At 68.0% G+C, this 16,762-nt stretch carries 21 protein-coding genes; 15 read left to right on the top strand and 6 right to left on the bottom strand.

Annotated elements, in window-relative coordinates; all coding sequences use genetic code 11:
- From QH276_RS10865 to QH276_RS10885, 5 genes are all read left to right on the top strand, one after another.
- A partial coding sequence (locus QH276_RS10865) for a hypothetical protein (RefSeq protein WP_280406717.1) occupies positions 1-391 on the top strand: 391 nt, incomplete at its 5' end.
- Between the two features lie 283 nt (positions 392-674).
- The gene (thrS, locus tag QH276_RS10870; protein ID WP_280398122.1) at positions 675-1,892 is read left to right on the top strand and encodes a threonine--tRNA ligase; all 1,218 of its coding nucleotides are present in this window, start codon (positions 675-677) and stop codon (positions 1,890-1,892) included.
- Between the two features lie 360 nt (positions 1,893-2,252).
- On the top strand, positions 2,253-2,903 hold the full coding sequence (locus tag QH276_RS10875) for a YczE/YyaS/YitT family protein (RefSeq protein WP_280398123.1): 651 nt from the start codon (positions 2,253-2,255) through the stop codon (positions 2,901-2,903).
- Positions 2,900-3,115: a hypothetical protein gene (locus QH276_RS10880; RefSeq protein WP_280398124.1), complete on the top strand. Its 216-nt coding sequence runs from the start codon at positions 2,900-2,902 to the stop codon at positions 3,113-3,115. Before QH276_RS10875 ends, QH276_RS10880 begins: the two co-directional genes overlap by 4 nt.
- Positions 3,116-3,309: 194 nt before the next feature.
- Positions 3,310-3,510 (top strand): hypothetical protein, encoded by a 201-nt coding sequence (locus tag QH276_RS10885; RefSeq protein ID WP_280398125.1) that lies wholly within the window; start codon positions 3,310-3,312, stop codon positions 3,508-3,510.
- A 322-nt stretch (positions 3,511-3,832) separates the two neighbouring features.
- On the opposite strand, the gene QH276_RS10890 is transcribed toward QH276_RS10885, so the two are convergent.
- Both QH276_RS10890 and QH276_RS10895 read right to left on the bottom strand, forming a co-directional pair.
- On the bottom strand, positions 3,833-4,159 hold the full coding sequence (locus QH276_RS10890; protein ID WP_280398126.1) for a hypothetical protein: 327 nt from the start codon (positions 4,157-4,159) through the stop codon (positions 3,833-3,835).
- Entirely contained in the window at positions 4,152-4,298 is a 147-nt protein-coding gene (locus QH276_RS10895; RefSeq protein WP_280406718.1) for a hypothetical protein, read from the bottom strand. Before QH276_RS10895 ends, QH276_RS10890 begins: the two co-directional genes overlap by 8 nt.
- Before the next feature lie 284 nt (positions 4,299-4,582).
- On the opposite strand from QH276_RS10895, the gene QH276_RS10900 reads away from it, so the two are divergent.
- Both QH276_RS10900 and QH276_RS10905 read left to right on the top strand, forming a co-directional pair.
- Positions 4,583-5,539, top strand: a complete 957-nt coding sequence (locus tag QH276_RS10900; protein WP_280398127.1) for a helix-turn-helix domain-containing protein — start codon at positions 4,583-4,585, stop codon at positions 5,537-5,539.
- 3 nt (positions 5,540-5,542) lie between these two features.
- Entirely contained in the window at positions 5,543-5,746 is a 204-nt protein-coding gene (locus QH276_RS10905) for a DUF397 domain-containing protein (RefSeq protein WP_280398128.1), read from the top strand.
- A 273-nt stretch (positions 5,747-6,019) separates the two neighbouring features.
- On the opposite strand, the gene QH276_RS10910 is transcribed toward QH276_RS10905, so the two are convergent.
- Positions 6,020-6,622, bottom strand: a complete 603-nt coding sequence (locus tag QH276_RS10910; protein ID WP_348536610.1) for an SRPBCC family protein — start codon at positions 6,620-6,622, stop codon at positions 6,020-6,022.
- A 132-nt stretch (positions 6,623-6,754) separates the two neighbouring features.
- Here QH276_RS10910 and QH276_RS10915 point away from each other — a divergent pair, with 132 nt between their 5' ends.
- A complete protein-coding gene (locus tag QH276_RS10915; RefSeq protein WP_280398130.1) occupies positions 6,755-7,453 on the top strand; it encodes a GntR family transcriptional regulator in 699 nt (232 codons plus the stop codon).
- A 184-nt stretch (positions 7,454-7,637) separates the two neighbouring features.
- Here the strand turns inward: QH276_RS10915 and QH276_RS10920 are convergent, their stop codons facing one another.
- Together QH276_RS10920 and QH276_RS10925 are read right to left on the bottom strand one after the other, a co-directional pair.
- Positions 7,638-7,961, bottom strand: a complete 324-nt coding sequence (locus tag QH276_RS10920; protein WP_280398131.1) for an AzlD domain-containing protein — start codon at positions 7,959-7,961, stop codon at positions 7,638-7,640.
- Positions 7,958-8,728 (bottom strand): AzlC family ABC transporter permease, encoded by a 771-nt coding sequence (locus tag QH276_RS10925; RefSeq protein ID WP_280398132.1) that lies wholly within the window; start codon positions 8,726-8,728, stop codon positions 7,958-7,960. Before QH276_RS10925 ends, QH276_RS10920 begins: the two co-directional genes overlap by 4 nt.
- A 63-nt stretch (positions 8,729-8,791) precedes the next feature.
- On the opposite strand from QH276_RS10925, the gene QH276_RS10930 reads away from it, so the two are divergent.
- Positions 8,792-9,364, top strand: a complete 573-nt coding sequence (locus tag QH276_RS10930; protein ID WP_280398133.1) for a helix-turn-helix domain-containing protein — start codon at positions 8,792-8,794, stop codon at positions 9,362-9,364.
- A 148-nt stretch (positions 9,365-9,512) separates the two neighbouring features.
- On the opposite strand, the gene QH276_RS10935 is transcribed toward QH276_RS10930, so the two are convergent.
- Positions 9,513-10,313 carry a crotonase/enoyl-CoA hydratase family protein gene (locus tag QH276_RS10935; protein WP_280398154.1) on the bottom strand — a complete coding sequence of 267 codons (801 nt, stop codon included), beginning with the start codon at positions 10,311-10,313 and terminating at the stop codon, positions 9,513-9,515.
- Between the two features lie 495 nt (positions 10,314-10,808).
- Between QH276_RS10935 and argC the strand changes: the two genes are divergently transcribed.
- Genes argC through QH276_RS10965 form a run of 6 tightly spaced genes read left to right on the top strand, consistent with a single transcriptional unit; the run spans position 10,809 to position 16,650 of the window.
- Positions 10,809-11,879: an N-acetyl-gamma-glutamyl-phosphate reductase gene (gene argC, locus QH276_RS10940; RefSeq protein WP_280398134.1), complete on the top strand. Its 1,071-nt coding sequence runs from the start codon at positions 10,809-10,811 to the stop codon at positions 11,877-11,879.
- The gene (gene argJ / locus QH276_RS10945) at positions 11,876-13,081 is read left to right on the top strand and encodes a bifunctional glutamate N-acetyltransferase/amino-acid acetyltransferase ArgJ (protein ID WP_280398135.1); all 1,206 of its coding nucleotides are present in this window, start codon (positions 11,876-11,878) and stop codon (positions 13,079-13,081) included. Before argC ends, argJ begins: the two co-directional genes overlap by 4 nt.
- Positions 13,078-13,992 carry an acetylglutamate kinase gene (argB, locus tag QH276_RS10950; protein WP_280398136.1) on the top strand — a complete coding sequence of 305 codons (915 nt, stop codon included), beginning with the start codon at positions 13,078-13,080 and terminating at the stop codon, positions 13,990-13,992. Before argJ ends, argB begins: the two co-directional genes overlap by 4 nt.
- Positions 13,989-15,188, top strand: coding sequence for an acetylornithine transaminase (locus QH276_RS10955; protein ID WP_280398137.1), 1,200 nt, complete (start codon positions 13,989-13,991; stop codon positions 15,186-15,188). The genes argB and QH276_RS10955 overlap by 4 nt, the downstream gene beginning before the upstream one ends.
- Positions 15,185-16,144 carry an ornithine carbamoyltransferase gene (gene argF, locus QH276_RS10960; RefSeq protein WP_280398138.1) on the top strand — a complete coding sequence of 320 codons (960 nt, stop codon included), beginning with the start codon at positions 15,185-15,187 and terminating at the stop codon, positions 16,142-16,144. Before QH276_RS10955 ends, argF begins: the two co-directional genes overlap by 4 nt.
- On the top strand, positions 16,141-16,650 hold the full coding sequence (locus tag QH276_RS10965) for an arginine repressor (protein ID WP_280398139.1): 510 nt from the start codon (positions 16,141-16,143) through the stop codon (positions 16,648-16,650). The genes argF and QH276_RS10965 overlap by 4 nt, the downstream gene beginning before the upstream one ends.
- The last annotated feature ends 112 nt before the right edge of the window (positions 16,651-16,762 follow it).

The following is a 16,762-nucleotide window of genomic DNA, read 5'->3' on the forward strand; positions in this document are numbered from 1 at the left end:
GATCGCCAACGACAGTTGTCTTGTGCGGCCGGTGACCCTCTGGCAGGAGGCGATCGCCAGGATCCAGGCTCGGTATCTGCCGCCGGACTTCGCGGCGCCGGTCCCGCCGTCTGGTCGTGCGGACGACGCAGAACATCTGCCCCATGAGGAGATATTGAGCCGGTCGCAGTTTCGCAGTTTTGATCGGCGGATTTACCGATTCGAGCGTGTCTGGACGGTTGAACAGGCCATCGGTTACCTGTACTCGACATCGCTGCCGCTTCGTCGAGCGCTGGGCGACCGGCGGGCGGCATTCGAAAACGCCGTCGTTAAGGAACTGCACGCGATCGATCCAAGCGGACAGTTCACCGAACCGGTGGCGCTGGAGGTGTTCACAGCCACGCGCCCATAGGCCCAGCCTGTTCACACGAACCTGTTCGGCGACTGTCGGCACTCCTTCACGGCCGTGGGGTGGGTGGGCGGGTACCGGACCCTGCGCGAAGTTCGCCGCCCCGGATCAATGCTGTTGTTGCATCGAGCGCAAGGCGGTACCGTGACCGGCATGCAGCGTGCTGAGTCCACCACGACGCCGGACGACGTCCCGGTGCGCTGAACCCTGTTCTCATTCGAAGCCCCGGGCGGATGCCCGGGGCTTTTCCGCGTGGTCATCCGCCCTCAACCGGTAGGAGGCCCTTATGTACGACCACCGAAAACTCGGCCGGGAGCTCGGCCTGTTCGATACCGATCCGCTGATCGGGGCCGGACTGCCGTACTGGCTTCCCGACGGCGCTGTCGTGCGCCACAGTCTCGAAGAATACGTTCGCGCCGCAGAACAACAGGCCGGCTACCAGCACGTGTACTCACCCGAGCTCGGCAAACGCGAACTCTACGAGATCTCCGGACACTGGGCGCATTACAGCGATGACATGTATCCGCCGATGGAGATCGGCGGCGAACGAGTAGTACTGCGCCCCAGTTTGTGCCCGCACCACGCGCTGATGTATCGGTCCCGCTCACGCAGCTACCGGGAACTGCCCCTGCGTCTGGCCGAGCTCGGCGGGATGCACCGCTCGGAGCTCTCCGGAGTGCTGGGTGGCCTGACCAGAGTGCGATCGATCCAACTCAACGACGCCCACATCTTCTGCACCCTCGACCAGGTCGCCGACGAGGCCTTCGCCGCGTTGGCGATGATCGATTCCGCATATCACGCCATGGGGATCACCCCCGTCCGGTACCGGCTGTCGCTGCCCGGCGCGGACGGGAAATACGTCGCGGCACCGCAGATGTGGCAGCGCGCCCGCGAGCTCCTGGTCGAGGTATTGAACCGGTCCGGGATCCCCTATGAGGCAGTCGAAGGCGAGGCCGCGTTCTACGGGCCCAAAATCGACGTCCAGCTACGCGATCACGCAGGCCGCGAATCGACCCTGTCCACCGTTCAGGTCGACTTCCACCAACCCGAGCAGTTCGACCTGCACTACATCGGCGCCGATGGCGGCAAGCACCGGCCGGTTATGGTGCACCGCAGCATCATCGGCAGCGTCGAACGAGCCGTCGCCCACCTGATCGAACAACACGGCGGCGCGTTCCCGGCCTGGCTGGCCCCGGTACAGATAGTGGTGCTCCCGGTCTCCGGCGCCGAGGAACCCGCCGCCACCGCACTTCGTGACCGGTGCCGGAGTGCGGGATTGCGTACCCGGGTCGTCGGCGTGGAAGCGGGAAGCCTGGCTGCCCGTGTACGTGATGCCAGGCTGGTGCCCTACCACTTCATCCTCGGCCCGGCCGAAGTCTCCCGCGGAGACGTGGCCGTCCGCCTGCGCGATGGGCGGCAACTACCGGCCCAACATTTCGATCAAGTCGTGGCGGGCGTACGCGCGTTGATCGATGCCCGCAGCCCCCAGTTATGGACCGACTGATCGGGAGCGGCTCGACCGAAGATCTCGAACCCACCACAGCTACTGCCCGACACGCAATGCCTCGGACCAGTGCCCTGAACACCAACGCTCGTCTCAACCTGCTTCGCCGGCGCCGGGTCGCTCCGCGCGTATCTCGACCGCCACCCCGGCCGCGCGAAGCCGCCGGGCGGGGGGGACCGGCTGTCGGGCAGGCCGGAATTCCATGACTGGCTATTACTTCGGGTCCCGGTCGAGCGAAAGATCGTGTTCGCGGACAGATCGACAGATAGCCGATCCCCGTGGTCGCATCGAAGCAGTTCGAGGAGAGTGATGATCTCGACCGGTCGTACAGTGCGTGGCTCCGGGGCCGTGGCGCGGCGGATGACCGCCGTTGAGCAGTGGCGTGCCGGGAAAAAACCCCGGAGGCTCGCTCAACTACTGTTCGGGTTGGCCGGTTACGGCACATCACTGACCCTGCTGGTCGAATCGTCGCTGGGTGCATCGAGCTGGAACGTACTGGCCGAGGGGGTGGCACAGCACTCCGGTCTGACCTTCGGTTGGGCGACCAATGCCATCGCCATGGTCGTCCTGCTGTTCTGGATCCCGCTCCGCGAGCTACCCGGGCTCGGTACGATACTCAACGTACTGCTCGTCGGGACTTGTGCGGATCTGAGCGCCCTGGCGCTACCGGAGGCGGATTCGCCGCCGCGGCAACTGCTCTACTTCCTGACCGGTCTGCTGATGCTGACCTGCTTCGACGCGGTCTACCTCGGAGCCAGATTCGGTTCCGGACCGCGTGATGGACTCATGACCGGCGCAGTGCGGCTGTTCTCCAAGCCGGTCTGGATCGTCCGGACCGGGATCGAACTGGTCGTCCTCACCGCCGGCTGGCTGCTCGGCGGCACCGTCGGATTCGGCACGCTGCTGATCGCGGTGGTGATGGGTCCGCTTGTGCAATTGTTCCTACGGTTCACCACCGTCGAACTTGTCGGCGATCTTCCCGCGAACAAGACGACCGGCCCCACCCGATGACCGGGGATGGGCCGTTCTCGTCGACCAACGACTATCTGGGATTCGTGGTCAGCGGCGAGCCGCGCCACCACGGCAAGACCCCGGTCCGCCGCGGCGAGAATTCGCTGGTAGTCGCGTCCGAACGGGCGGCGGGCCCGGTGTGCACCAGCGAGGCAGTCCCGCGAGCAATGCCGACCGTGCGGATGAATGCACGCGAATTCCGCTTGCTGTGAGCCGGTTTCATCCGGAAGACCGGCCACCGGGGCATACTCTAGGTATGGGGTTCGAGACTGTGCGGGGGCATTCTCGCAGGGGACGTCCGGGCGGAAGCTATGTACGCTCGTCCCTCCGCTTCACCGACCGGCCCGCTCCGCGGCGCCGTAGCGGCCACTCCCTGCACTACCCCGGTTCTCGCAGCGCCTCGGTCATGCCGACCCTGTGGGCACTCGGGGCGCTCCTGGGCGGCGTGATCTTCCTGCTGGCCGTGCTGACCCTCACCCATATGGATGCACCGGCCGAGCGCACCGACACCCCAGCGGGTGTCTCCTCGGCGATTCCCGCACCGGTCGCGCCGGCTGAACGGGCGACACCGCCACCACCGTGCTTCCCGTTCCAAGGGCCGTGCTGACCACACGCGTCCGGGCTGCGCGTCGTCGGGACCGATGCCGCACCGAATCCGTCCCCGCCTGACCCGACCCCTTCGAGACCGCATCCGGCCCCTGGCGCGTAAACGGTCGTCAGGGCCGATTGCTCTTTCGCCGAGCGCCGTCGCTTCGACCCGGAGCAGCGCCCCGTAGCCGGGTTGACCGCGGTCGTTGCAGTGGCAGTGAACACCCGATCCCCGGGGCGGTCCGCCGCAATTTTTCTCCCCCGGCGCGCGTTCTACCGCAGCCGAAGGCGGATCGTGTATCCGATCGAGCCGAGCATGCCGAATATCACCACGCTGAGGGCTAGCTCTCCCCATGGCATGCGAGATCTTCTGCGTCCCAGCGGTAGCCGCGTGGATAGACCCGTCTCGGCGTGATGAGCGCGGCGTTCTCCGTGATGATGTGCCGGATCGCGTCGGCGTGCGCGATCCCCGGAACGATCACGGCCCGCGCGTCGTATTCGGCGGCGTACCGGGCCAATGCGTGGGCGGTGACGAACGGGCGGGCATTCGTTTTCACCGTGTACAGCAGCCGGCATCCGTTGCGCTCGGCGAGGATGTGCAGGTCGATATCCACAGCCGGGATATCCAGCCGAATCAGGCCGACCGCCGCCGGCGTGCGATCAGGCATGCTCACCCTCATCGGCCCAGCGCCGCAAGGCTTCGCGGATCAGTTCCAGATGGGCGAGGGAGAGTAGGGCCCACGCGGTAGGCATCCGGTTCATGGCTTCCCCGCGGACCCGTACCGGTAGTGGTTCTCTTGCGTGCATTTGAAACCCCGCTCTTGGCATAGTGTTCGGCGTGCACCCGGTGCGGGGTCGGGCACGTGGTGTCAGTGCGCCGATTCGGCTCCACTGCTGTGTGTTGTGTCAGACCACCGGTTTCCGGCACTCCAGGCGTCGAACCGGTGTCCTCGGCTGCGATGCGAGGTGGCCCGCACCGGGCGCTCCCTCAGTGAAGCTCTCCCGGGGCCCGGCCGGGAAGCCGGAAACTGGATTTTCCAAGACATATTCTCGGAATTCCTCCACAATGATTGTGGGGCTGAGGGTTTCATGTGCCGGCTTCCATGTGCGGGCTTCCAGAATTCACGCTTACTGTTAGCAAAGGCAATGACATGGCAAAAGGATCGACACGTACCAACGCGTCCACGCTGCCCAGACGGGCGCTGGGCCGACAACTCCGAAAACTCCGTGAGCGGGCCGGTTACACGCAATCGGCAGCGTCCCGGGTGGCCGAGATATCCCCGCAGTCGTATGGGCGCATCGAGGACGGCTGGCAGACGAAAGTCACCGATTTGGGGCTCAACGCATTGGCCGACGCCTACGAGGCCACCGACGAAGAGAGGCGGCTGCTGCTCGATCTCGCCCGCGAGATCCGGGAGGCCGGCGCTTCCGGTAGCGGGTGGTGGCGAGCCTTCGCGGATGCGTTCGACTCGGGTTTCGATCATTTTCTATCGCTCGAGGAGGCCGCGTCAGGAGTGACCACCTGGCAAACCGCGGTGGTACCCGGTCTACTGCAGACCCGCGACTACCGGCAGGCCCTCACCTGGGCGAATCTCCCGGATCAGTCGCCGGAAGAGGTCAATCGAGGACTCGATCTCGCGTTGCGACGACAGGGTCATCTGGACCGCCCAGGCTTCCGGCTCGAGGCTCTGCTCGCCGAGTCCGTATTGCGCTACACCGTCGGCAGTTCAACGGTGATGGCCGAGCAGGTGAAATTGTTGCTGGAACGTTCCGAATTGCCCAATGTCGAGATACGAGTGGTTCCCAACAGTGTGACCAGGCCTGTTGGCCTGGTATCGAGATCGTTCCACATATTCACCTTTCCGCCGCTCCATCCGTCTAAGCTCCAGGAGCCGCCGGTGGTCTACATGGAAGGGTTCACAGGGAATCTCTACGTGGAACGCGATATCGAAGTTGCTCAGTACTCACGGGAGACGGACCGCATCCGGCAGGTAGCGTTGTCGCCAGCGGCATCGAGAGACCTGATGTTGCGGATTGCGAAGGAGTGACAAATGATCGACCTTTCTCGAGCCGAATGGTTCAAGAGCAGCCGCAGCCACGGGGGAAAAGAGTGTGTCGAGGCCGCACACTTGGACGGAGGCAATGTCGGCGTCCGCGACTCCAAGAACCCCACCGGCCCCGCGCTGATCTTCACACCCGGTGAATGGGATGCGTTTCTGGCCGGCGCCAAGGACGGAGAGTTCGATCGTCCCTGATCGTTCACATCATGGCCGTCGTCATGACCGCCCCGCCGACCGGATCGGCGGGGCCGAGTGCGTAAATCACGGCCGCCGTCTCGACCGCCCCGCTGACGAATCGGCGGGGCGGTTCTGTCTGTGCGAACGAGCCCGTGACTGCTCGCGTCACACCATCACGTTCAACGATGCGTGGTATGTGGCGCCAAGGTGTCGGCGGCCGCTCGTGGACTGCGTGGCCGGCTTCTGCTCGAGATGTTGCGGATCGCGTCACCTGCGCCGGCCGGCTGTCCCTCAGTTCGCGGACCTCCGGCGGACGGTTCGCTCGAGAATGCCGAGGGTCGCTGTGAGGGCGGATTCGGGAATCACCGGGAAGGTGACGCGCGCTTTCCACTCGGGGGCGGCGGCCGACCAGTCGTAGTAGGACGTGACGAGAGTGCCTGCCTCCTCCGGTCGCAGCCGGTAGCCGTAGATGTGGCCGAATTGCTGTCCCCGGGCTTCGACGGTCCAGGCGACTTCCTCGTTCGGGATCAGTACGGTGATGACGACCTCGACGTCGTATTTACCCAGCGGGACGTCGCCGAGGGCTTCCCGGTCCATATGGACCACGAACCGGTCGCCCGGCCGCTCGACCCGTTCCCCTTCGGCGTCGAGGAGCATTCCCGATGCGTCGATATCGACATGCCCCTGCGGATCCGTCAGGACCGCGAAGACGGCCTCGGCGGATGCGGGAATGAGGCGGGACACTTCGAGGCGTTCGGGGGCTTCGGACCCGCTGGGTGTCTCCGTCGCGCTGTGGTTTCCCGGTCGACCGGATGCGCCGGAGGTGGTGGTATCGCCCTGCTCGGTGCGGGAATCCGCGTCGGGAAGACGGGTGAAGGGGGTATCGGCGTTCATTGTCTCGTTCCTGTTCGGGTGCCCGATGTGATCGACGGGGCGGCGGGCCGCGCAACGGCTGAGCACCCGCCTCCGATGATCGACGATATCAGTAATAATCGATTATTGGCCCAAATGGTTTAGGATGATCGAATGATCGGGACGGCCCGGGATTCGGTATCGACCGGCAAGCAAATGCTTTCCGAACAGGTGTACGCACGGTTGCGGAACGCGATCATGCGCGGTGACTTCGCCCCTGGCGACCCGCTCAAACCGCAGGATCTCGCCGGGCAGCAGGGCGTGAGCCTGGCCATCGTCCGGGAAGCCCTGGTGCGGGTGGTCGGCGAAGGGCTCGCCGTCCGGCTGCCCAACCGCGGCTTCGCGGTACCGGCTTTCTCCGACCACCGCTGGCAGGAGATCGCGGAGGCGCGCCGGACGATCGAACCGGCCCTGCTACGGATGTCGATCGAGCGCGGCGACATCGAATGGGAGACGCGCGTGCGGGCCGCCTGTCACCGTCTGGTCCGTACGCCGGCGTTCGCACCGGGGGAAGGTGAGTACTACAGCGAGGAATGGGCCGAGGCGCACCGGATTTTCCATCGCACCCTGCTGGAAGGCAGCCGGAACGCGGTCCTGCTGGACGTCTTCGACCGGTTGTGGACCGCGAGCGAACTCGCCCGCCGCTGGTCGGCACACCGCTCGCCCGGCCGCGACGATGTGGCGGAGCATCGGGAACTGGAGGCCGCGGTACTGGCTCGCGACGGCACTGCCGCGGCCGAGATCTTGACCCGGCATCTGACTCTGACCGCAGAGGCACTGACCGGGCGCCCTGGATCGGCGGGTGCCGGGTAGGTCCGTGGGCCGGAGGTGGTAGCCGCGGACCGAAGCCGTCGCTCGGGCACGGGCGCCATCGGCGCAGAGGAGCGCTACCACAGCGCTTGGTGACGGGAACCGGCGTCAACAGAATCGTGCGCTGCGGGTCCGGCGGATCACGCACTACTCGGCGGCGCCCGATCCCGGCGAACGCGCGCAACGATCAGGGAATTCCCATAAGGCGCAGTGTGGCGGTGGTTGCCGCGGCGGATACCAGTGCGATGGATAGCGGAACGCGGCGGTAGATCAGGGTGGCGGCGGCGAGTGCTCCGGCCGGGCGGGCGAATCCGGCGGGGCTCGATCCTTCGGTGAGCGCAGTGGTTACGGCCAAGGCGGCGAGTACGGTGATGGAAGCTGTCTCCAGTGTGGCCGTGACCCGCGGTGATATGGGGAGTCGTGCGCCCAGTGCGGGACCCGCAAGCCGGAATACGAATGTGCCTGCGGCCAGTGCGAATACGGCCGTCAACAGGTGTGCGGTGCTGTTCATCGGTCCCTGCCCCGCCGGGACCAGGCGATGGTTGTGGTCGCGGCCAGCAGGACCGGCAACCCGCTGGGCAGGAACGGGGTGGCGAGGAGGGCGGTGGCCGAGCCGGCGAGCACCGCGCGTCGCACGGCCGGTCTGCGCAGGGAGGGCAGCACCAATGCCAATAGGACGGCCGGGAACACGGCGTCCAGGCCGAGGGTGTTCGGATCGGGGGCGAGAGCGCCGAGAGCTGTGCCGAGCAGGGTTCCGGCCGGCCAGGTGAGGAGAATTCCGAGGCCGCACAGCAGATAGGCGGCGCGTCCGGCCGCCGGTGTCGGCTGCGTCAGGGCGAGCGCCGCGGTTTCGTCGTTGAGCAGATGTGCCCGGGACGCGGTACGCAACCAAGCCATCATCCGAAAACGCCACTCGGTGCCGTGGGTTTCCGGCTGCCCGGTGGTCGCGACCGGCCCCGGGGTCGCATCGGTCCGGCGCTGCGCTCGGCCGGCGACCACGTGCGGGATGGACAGCCCGTACGAGAGGTGACGGGCGTTCACCAGCAATCCGGCGGCGAGGGCGGCGAGCGGGCTGCCCCCGGCGGCGAGGATGCCGAGGAAGAGGAATTCCGAGCCCGCCGCCAGGACGAGCAGGCTCAGGGTGAGAGGCAGCCACAGCGGGAGGCCGGCGCCGGCGGCCGTGGCGCCATAGGAAATCCCGACCGTGCCCACCGCCGCGCAGAGCAGGGTGACGGCGGAGCGGGTCTCCCGGCCTGTTGTTCGCCATAACGAACGCATGACTACGATAGTGAACACACCGCAGCCGTTCGTCAAATCGAACAACCGACTTCTGGAGCGAACATGACCGAGCGTGCCCACGATTCCGCAGGCGGTCCGCAAGCGGCGATCTCCGCCGCGTTGCGCCGGGAGCGCCACCGGGCAGGCCTATCCCTGACCGAGGTCGCCCGGCGCGCGGGGATCGCCAAATCCACGCTCTCGCAACTGGAATCCGGCACCGGTAACCCGAGCCTGGAAACCTTGTGGGCGCTGTGTGTGGCGCTCGATGTGCCGTTTTCCCGGCTTCTGGACCCACCGCGCCCGCAGGTTCAGGTGATCCGTGCGGGCGAAGGCCCTGCCGTACATTCCGGCCAGGCGGACTACCGGGCGACCCTGCTCGCGGCGTGCCCGCCGGGCGCCCGGCGCGATATCTATCAGGTAGCCGCCGAACCGGGCCATCGCCGCGAATCGCAGCCACATATGCCCGGCGTGGTCGAGCATGTACTGCTCGGGACGGGCCGGGCGCTGGTCGGTACCGCCGAGCACGCGGAGGAACTCGCGGCGGGCGATTACATCATGTACCCCGCCGACGTCGCCCATGTCTTCGAAGCGCTGGAACCCGGAACCACCGCGGCGCTCATCCTGGACTACACCTAGAACACGCCGTGCTCGCGTGGGGCGTCGTCCTGGCCTGCGCCGGTCTCGGCGTACTCGCGTGCCGGCGATGAAACCCTCAGGACTGGCTGTGGCGCCGGTGGCAGACGGCCTCCCGCCGGTGACGGTGGTGGCTGGCGGGCGACCCGGCTCAGTCGCCGGTGAACTCGGGTGTGCGGCGTTCCAGCATGGCCGCGACGGCCTCGTGGTGGTCGGTGGTGTGGTGGGTGATCGCCTGCATGGCGGCGGAGAGTTCCAGCAGGGTCTCCAGGCTCTGGTGCTGACCTTCGCGCAGCAGACGCTTGGTCATACGGAGTGCGTGCGGCGGATTCGCCGCGATCTCGGCGGCGAGCCGGTGGGCGGTATCGAGGAGTTGATCGGGTTCGACGACCTCGTTGACCATGCCCCACTCGAGGGCGGTGGCCGCGTCGATGGTGGCACCGGTGAACGCCAGCTGGCTCGCGCGGGCCATCCCGACCGCGCGGGGGAGCAGCCAGGCGCCGCCGTCGCCGGGGATCAGGCCGAGGCGGACGAAGCTTTCGGCGAAGGTCGCGGTGGTCGCGGCGATCCGCATATCGCACATCAGCGCCAGATCGCAGCCGGCGCCGACCGCCGGGCCGTTCACCGCGGCGATGGTCGGAATCTCGCAGTGGTACAGCGCCTTCGGAATGCGCTGGATGCCGTGCCGGTAACCCTGGCGCAACTCGGCCGGGGTGCCGCCGAACATCCCGGCCTTGTCGCGCATGTGCTTGACATTGCCGCCCGCGCTGAACGCCGTACCCGCGCCGGTCAGGATCGCGACCCGCAGCGAATGATCCCGGTTCGCCGCGCCCACCGCGGCTTCGAGAGCGTCGATGGTGGCTTCGTCGGAGATGGGGTTGCGCTGGTCGGGGTTGTCGATGGTCCAGACGACGATATCGCCGGTGCGCTCCACGCGCAGGGGTGCGGTCACGGTTGCTCCTCGGGCCACGATGCTGCGATTGTCCCCGGCAACAATGCCCGATCGGCGCCGCCGGTGCGGGATCGGTTCCGCTGATTGTGTCCCGGCGCGGTCGGCGGGCGGGAAGGGGAGGTCCGCCGCGACAGGTGGCCGGGTGGCGGAGGTCCGTCGGCTCTTTTGGTGGTGGGTGAGCCGGGCGGTGAATCCGGTGAGGTGGCGAGCGCGGGCCGCGACTCGGGTGAGGGTATCGCCCAGTTCGGTGTCGGTCGCGGTGGTGGGGTCGAGATCGAGGAGTGCATCGATGGCGTGTTCCAGCGCGCGGACCTGGGCGAGAAGCGCGCTACTCGAACACATGTTCTAATGTTAGCCCGTAGTCCGGGAGGGGGCATCAGGGATCCTCGGCAGAGCTCGCGGCGTCGCGGTTGGCCGGAACCGGAAATATGGATGATGGAAGAGCGGGGCGAACCCGTCGATGAATGAGCTTGCACGATCGTGCATAATCATCACATGGCTGATCACACGGATATGCCCGACCGGAGCGCGCCCCTGCGGGTGGCCGTCGCCGGTGCCAGTGGATACGCGGGCGGAGAAGTGCTGCGTCTGTTGCTGGGGCATCCGGAGTACCGAGCCGGGCGCCTCGAGATCGGGGCGCTCACCGCGGGCAACAACGCGGGGACCGCGCTGGGCGCGCTGCAGCCGCAGTTGCTGCCGCTGGCCGACCGCATCCTCGCCCCGACCACGGCGGCCGAACTGGCCGGGCACGATATCGTCTTCCTCGGCCTCCCGCACGGCCAGTCGGCCGCCCTGGCCGCCGAACTCCCCGAATCTACCGTGATCATCGACTGCGGCGCCGATTTCCGGCTCACCGACCCTGCCGCCTGGGACCGCTACTACGGCGGGCCGCACGCGGGCAGCTGGCCCTACGGCCTGCCGGAACTGCCCGGTGGCCGGGACGCGCTACGCGGTGCCACCCGGATCGCCGTCCCCGGTTGCTACCCGACCGTCGCCAGCCTCGCGCTGGCGCCCGCGGTCGCGGCGGGCATCGTCGACCCGGCCGTGCACATCGTGGCCGTCAGCGGGACCTCGGGCGCGGGCCGCAAACTCGATGTGGGTCTGCTCGGTTCGGAGGTCATGGGCTCGGCCCGGGCCTACGGGGTGGCCGGCGCCCACCGGCATACGCCGGAGATTGCGCAGAATCTGAGCGCCGTCGCCGGGACCCCCGTGCGGGTGTCCTTCACCCCAGTGTTGGCGCCCATGCCGCGCGGCATCCTGGCCACCTGCACCGCCCCGGTCCGGGTGGACGCCGCGCAGGCGCGCGCGGTCTACGAGAAGGCCTACGCCGACGAGCCCTTCGTGCACCTGCTGCCCGAAGGCGTGCTGCCGCAGACCGGCGCCGTGCTCGGCGCGAACACGGTCACCCTGCAGGTGACCGTCGACCCCGACGCCGGGCAACTGGTGGTGATCGGCGCCGTCGACAATCTGACCAAGGGCACCGCGGGCGCCGCGGTGCAGTCCATGAACCTCGCGCTCGGCCTCGACGAGACCGCCGGGCTGTCCACCGTAGGAGTGGCTCCGTGACCACCGACGCCAATCTCGTCCGCAACCAGGGTGTCACCGCCCCGCTGGGTTTCCGGGCGGCCGGGATCGCCGCGGGCCTCAAGGCCAGCGGTAAACCCGACCTCGCGCTCGTCTTCAACGAGGGTCCCGATTACGCCGCCGCCGGGGTCTTCACCAGCAACAAGGTGAAGGCCGCTCCCGTGCTGTGGTCGCAGCAAGTGCTGAAATCCGGCCGGCTGCGCGCGGTGATCCTGAACTCCGGCGGCGCCAACGCCTGCACGGGCCCCCTGGGTTTCCAGGACACCCACCGCACCGCCGAGGAACTCGCCACCGCCCTGAGCAACTGGGGTACCGAAACCGGTGCGGGCGAGATCGCCGTCTGCTCCACCGGCCTGATCGGTGACCGGCTGCCGATGGACAAGCTCATTCCGGCGGTCACCGAGATCGTGCGCGAAATGGGCGGCGGGATGTCCGGCGGTACCGACGCCGCGCACGCCATCATGACCACCGACACCGTGCCGAAGGAAGCCTCCCTGCACCACCCCGGGAAATGGAACGTGGGCGGGATGGCCAAGGGCGCGGGCATGCTCGCACCCGCGCTGGCGACCATGCTGGTGGTGCTCACCACCGATGCGGTCGCGACCGCCGAACAGCTCGACAGCGCCCTGCGCAAAGCCACCCGGCGCACCTTCGACCGGCTCGACGTGGACGGGTCGATGTCCACCAACGACACCGTCCTGCTGCTGGCCAACGGCGCCAGCGAGGTCGCGCCCACCCAGGAGGAGCTGGACGCGGCTGTCCTGGCGGTCTGCGACGATCTGGCCGGTCAGCTGATGGCCGACGCGGAAGGTGTCACCAAACGGGTGCTCGTCACCGTGCAGGGCGCGCGCAGCGAGGACGACGCGCTCACCGCGGCCCGTATCGTCGCCCGGGACAGCCTCGTCAAGACGGCGTTGTTCGGGTCCGACCCGAACTGGGGCCGCGTACTGGCCGCGGTCGGCACCGCCCCCATCGAACTCGATCCCGACCTGATCTCGGTGTCCTTCAACGGTTTCCCCGTCTGTGTCGACGGCACCGGCGCCCCGGGCGCCCGGGACGTCGACCTGTCCGGCGCCGATATCTCGGTGGTGGTCGATCTGCGTCTCGGCGACGGAACGGCCACCGTCCGCACCACCGACCTGTCCCACGGTTACGTCGAAGAGAACTCGGCCTACAGCTCATGACCGAAGCGATCCACGATCTGTCCGCGCTGGACAAAGCGCATATCCTGGCGGGCGCCCTGCCGTGGCTGCAGAAGTTCCGCGACAAGATCGTCGTGGTCAAGTACGGCGGTAACGCCATGATCGACGACGATCTCAAACGCGCCTTCGCCGCCGATATGGCGTTCCTGCGCACCGTCGGCGTGCATCCGGTGGTCGTCCACGGAGGCGGCCCGCAGATCTCGGCCATGCTGAAGCGGCTCGGTCTGGCCGGGGAGTTCCGCGGCGGTTTCCGGGTCACCACCCCCGAGGTGATGGAGGTGGTGCGGATGGTGCTGTTCGGCCAGGTCGGGCGGGAGCTCGTCGGGCTGATCAATGCGCACGGGCCCTACGCGGTCGGCATCTCCGGTGAGGATGCCCGCCTGTTCACCGCGACCCGCCGCACCGTCGATATCGACGGCGCCGCCACCGATATCGGCCTGGTCGGCGATGTCACCGATGTACATCCCGGCGCCGTACTCGATCTCATCGGTGCGGGGCGGATCCCGGTGGTCTCGACCATCGCCCCCGACGCCGACGGCGTGGTGCACAACATCAACGCCGATACCGCGGCGGCAGCCCTGGCCGAAGGTATCGGTGCGGAAAAACTGGTGGTCCTCACCGACGTCGAGGGCCTGTACACCGAGTGGCCCGACCGGTCGTCGCTGACGAGCGTGATCGATACCGACGCGCTGGCCGCACTGCTGCCGTCATTGGACTCGGGGATGGTCCCCAAAATGGAGGCGTGCCTGCGTGCGGTCCGGGGCGGAGTGCCGAGCGCCCATGTCATCGACGGCCGCGTACCCCATTCGGTATTGCTGGAACTGTTCACCGGGGAGGGTATCGGCACCATGGTCACACCGGCGGCGGACGAGGAAAACGGAGCCACAGCATGAACACTGCGCAATTGCGGCAACGGTGGTCGAATGTGATGATGCGCAACTACGCCACCCCGGAGGTCGTGCTGACCAGGGGTAACGGCGCGGTGGTGTACGACGCGGACGGTAACCGGTACGTCGATTTCGTGGGCGGGATCGCGGTCAACAGTCTCGGCCACGCCCACCAGGCGATACTGAGCGCGGTGATGGACCAGCTCGGGACGCTCGGCCACGTATCCAACCTGTACGGCAGCGAGCCGGTGATCGAACTCGCCGAATCGCTGCTCGCCCATTTCGGCGACGGCGGCGGCCGCGCCTTCTTCTGCAACTCCGGTACCGAGGCCAACGAGGCCGCGTTCAAACTGGCCCGGCTCACCGGCCGGCGCAAGATCATCGCCTGCGACGAGGCCTTCCACGGCCGCACCATGGGCGCGCTCGCGCTCACCGGCCAGCCGTCGAAACGCGCGCCGTTCGAGCCGATGCCGCCCGGCGTGGTGCACATCCCCTACGGCGACGCGGGAATCCTGGAGCGCGCGGTCGATTCCGATACCGCCGCGGTGTTCCTCGAGCCGATCCTCGGCGAGAGCGGTGTGGTGGTCCCGCCGATGGACTACCTGGCGCGGGCCCGGGAGATCACCGCCCGGCACGGTGCGCTGCTCATCCTGGACGAGGTGCAGACCGGTATCGGCCGGACCGGAAAGATGTACGCACACCAGGCATTCGGGATCACCCCCGATGTGATGACCCTGGCCAAAGGCCTGGGCGCGGGCCTGCCGATCGGCGCCGTCCTGGCCACCGGGCACGCCGCCGAGCTGTTCACCCCCGGCCTGCACGGCACCACCTTCGGTGGTAACCCGGTCAGTGCCGCCGCGGCGCTGGCGGTACTGCGCACCATCGCCGAGGACGGCCTGCTGGAACATGTCGAATCCGTCGGCAAACGGCTCAGCGACGGTATCGCGGTCCTGGAACATCCGCTGATCGCCGACGTACGCGGCGCCGGACTGCTCATCGGGATCGGCCTCACCCATCCGGTCGCCCCACAGGTAGAAGCCCGCGCCCGCGCGGCCGGATACCTGGTGAACCCGGCCAAACCCGATGTCATCCGGTTGGCGCCGCCGCTGGTGCTCACCGAGACCCAGGCCGACAACCTGGTGCTCGACCTACCGGTGATTCTCGACGAGGTACTGGCCGAGACGAAGGGAGCCCCGGCATGACCGGATCGAACGCGACCACCGTCCGGCACTTCCTGCGCGACGACGATCTGACACCCGCCGAACAGGCCGAGGTGCTGGCGCTGGCCGCCGAACTCAAGAAGAACCCGTTCGCGCGCCGGCCGTTGGCGGGCCCGCGCGGGGTCGGGGTGATCTTCGACAAGAACTCCACCCGCACCCGGTTCTCCTTCGAACTCGGTATCGCCCAGCTGGGCGGGCACGCCGTGGTGGTCGACGGGCAGAACACCCAGCTCGGCCGCGACGAAACCCTCGCCGATACCGGCCGGGTGCTCTCCCGCTACGTCGAGGCCATCGTCTGGCGCACCTTCGGCCAGCAGCGGCTCGAGGAAATGGCGGCCACCGCGACCGTTCCCGTGGTGAATGCGTTGTCCGACGATTTCCACCCGTGCCAGGTACTGGCGGATCTGCAGACGATCACCGAACACAAGGGCGACCCGAAGGGCGAGGTGCTGTCCTATTTCGGTGACGGCGCCAACAATATGGCGCATTCGCTGCTACTCGGCGGGGTGACCGCCGGTATGCATGTGCGGATCGCCGCCCCCTCGGGATTCCAGCCGGCGCCGGCCGTGCTCGCCGCCGCGCGGGCCCGCGCCGCGGAAACGGGTGGCAGCGTCACCGTCACCGACGACCCCTACACCGCGGCGGACGAGGCGGATGTCCTGGTCACCGATACCTGGACGTCGATGGGGCAGGAAAGCGACGGCCTGGACCGGGTCGCACCGTTCCGGCCCTACCAGGTGAACGCCGGACTGCTCGCCTACGCGGACTCCGGCGCCATCGTCCTGCACTGCCTGCCCGCGCATCGCGGTGAGGAGATCACCGACGAGGTGCTCGACGGTAAGCAGAGCGTGGTGTGGGACGAGGCCGAGAACCGCCTGCACGCGCAGAAGGCCCTGCTGGTCTGGCTGCTGGAACGCGAGGGCACCCACCGACGATGAGTGAGGCCCGAACCCATTCCACCGGCCCGGTCACGGCCGCCACCCGGGCGGGCCGGCAGTCGCGCATCATCGCGCTGCTGGCCGCCCATCCGGTCCGCAGCCAGACCGAACTGGCCAATCTGCTCGCCGCCGAGGGGATCGAAACCACCCAGGCCACCCTCTCCCGCGACCTCGACGAACTCGGCGCGGTCAAACTCCGCGCCGCCGACGGCGGCGCCGGTGTCTATGTGGTCCCCGAGGACGGCAGCCCGGTCCGCGGGGTCACCGGGGGCACCGGCCGGCTCGCCAAACTGCTCGGCGATCTGCTGGTGTCCACCGATTCCAGCGGCAATATCGCGGTCCTGCGCACCCCGCCCGGCGCCGCGCATTTCCTGGCCAGCGCCCTCGACCGCGCCTCCCTGCCCTACATCGTCGGCACCATCGCCGGCGACGACACCATCGCCGTGATCGCCCGCGAACCCCTCACCGGCGCCGAACTCGCCGCGAAAATCGAAAACCTGGCGTGATTCGGCGCTGGATCACCGGGCAGCCGTCCCGCCGGCTGGTCCGGCGGGCCTTGATTCCGGCACCGGAAGTGTAGTCACCGCCATATGCCGCGCGGGTGTCGTGGTCATCGGG

Origin of the sequence: Nocardia carnea, from assembly GCF_029869215.1 — a bacterium.
Taxonomy (GTDB): Bacteria; Actinomycetota; Actinomycetes; order Mycobacteriales; family Mycobacteriaceae; genus Nocardia; species Nocardia carnea_B.